Origin of the sequence: Flavonifractor sp. (assembly GCF_019422385.1) — a bacterium.
Lineage (GTDB): Bacteria > Bacillota > Clostridia > Oscillospirales > Oscillospiraceae > Flavonifractor > Flavonifractor avistercoris.
In genome coordinates, this window is sequence record NZ_JAHZDL010000172.1 from 1 (window position 1) to 1711 (window position 1711).

The 1711-nt window shown below is 63.8% G+C and carries 2 protein-coding genes; both read right to left on the bottom strand.

Translation table 11 applies throughout. The features are described from left to right. The coding region (locus tag QZ378_RS12875) for a hypothetical protein (protein WP_291258555.1) at nucleotides 1-374 on the bottom strand (374 nt) is incomplete at its 3' end. Nucleotides 375-508: 134 nt separating this feature from the next. Further along, nucleotides 509-1711 (bottom strand): glucose-6-phosphate isomerase (locus QZ378_RS12880; protein ID WP_291258556.1); only part of this gene is annotated, 1203 nt, incomplete at its 5' end.

The window sequence follows — 1711 nt, forward strand, 5'->3', positions numbered from 1 at the left end:
TCGGCGCTGATGGTGACGGTGAACTTGATGTTGTTCTTCTCGGAGAAGCTGTTCAGCCAGTCCAGGAACTCCTCCACCGCGTGGTCGGTGGCCTCGGAGGCCACAATCTTGGTCAGGCTGTCGATGAAGATGTGGGTAATGTCATAGTTGCCGGCGTACAGGCCGCTGATAAAGCCCTTCAGGAAGTCGTAGCTGCTCATATCATACTGGCTGGCTTCCACCAGGCGGATCTTATAATGGATGTCATAGGTCAGCTTGGGGCCCCGCTCGATGCACACCACGTTGCCGTTCTCGCTGTGGACGGCGGAATTAATGAGCTCGATCATCTGCTTGGTCTTGCCGGTGCCCTTGACCCCCATGATCACTCTCACCATAGTTATCACTCCTTCATTGTCCGCCGGAGCTGTCCTCCGGCCTTGTACCTGTATGTTACCATTTTTGCGGCCCGATTGCAACCGATTTGCGGAAGTTCACCAAAAGTTCATGGCTGAGGGGCCTTTGGCACGGTTCAGCCCAGACGGGCCTCCAGCTCGGCTTTCCGATCCTCATAACCCGGCTTGCCCAGCAGGGCATACATGTTATTCTTGTACGCCTCCACGCCGGGCTGGTTGAAGGGGTTGACCTCCAGCAGGTAGCCGGACAGGCCGCAGGCGTACTCGAAGAAGTAGATCAGCCAGCCCACGCTCTTCTCGCACCGGCCGGGGACGGTGACCACCAGGTTGGGCACGCCGCCGTCCACGTGGGCCAGCAGGGTGCCCCGCATGGCCTGCTCGGCCACGAAGGAGAGCTCCTTGCCCGCCAGGAAGTTGAGCCCGTCCACGTTGTCCGGGTCGTGGGGGATGGTGATGCTGCCCCGGCTCTTGTCAAAGCGCACCACCGTCTCGAACATGAGCCGCTCGCCCTCCTGGATATACTGGCCCATGGAGTGGAGGTCGGCGGTAAACTCCACGCTGGCGGGGAAGAGGCCCTTGTTCTCCTTGCCCTCGCTCTCGCCGTAGAGCTGCTTCCACCACTCACCGAAGAAGCGGAAGGAGGGCTCGTAGGCTGCCAGGATCTCCACCTTCTTGCCGCCGGTGTACAGGGCGTGGCGGGCGGCGGCATACTGCCAGGCGGGGTTGTCCGCGCCGGGCCTGGCCAGCTCCTCCATGGCCTGGGCCGCGCCCTCCATCAGGGCGGCGATGTCAATGCCGGCGCAGGCGATGGGCAGCAGGCCCACGGCGGTGAGCACGGAGTACCGGCCGCCCACCGCGTCGGGCACCACGAACTCCTCATAGCCCTCGGCGTCGGCCAGGCCCTTCAGGGCCCCCTTGTGGGCGTCGGTGGTGGCGTAGATGCGCTTGCGGGCCCCCTCCCTGCCGTACTTCTCCTCCAGCAGGGCCTTGAAGATGCGGAAGGCCACGGCGGGCTCGGTGGTGGTGCCCGACTTGGAGATGACGTTGACGGAGAAGTCCTTGTCCTTCACCAGGTCGATGACCTCCAGCATGGCGTCGGAGGACAGGCCGTTGCCGGCAAAGTAGATCTCCGGGCCGTCCTTGTGGGTCAGGTTGAAGTTGGGGGAGTGGAGCAGCTCCACCACCGCCCGGGCCCCCAGATAGGAGCCGCCGATGCCGATGACCACCAGGGCCTGGGAGTCGCTGCGGATGCGCTCCGCCGCCGCCTGGATGCGGGCGAACTCCTCCTTGTCGTAGTCTCTGGGCAGGTGCACCCAGCC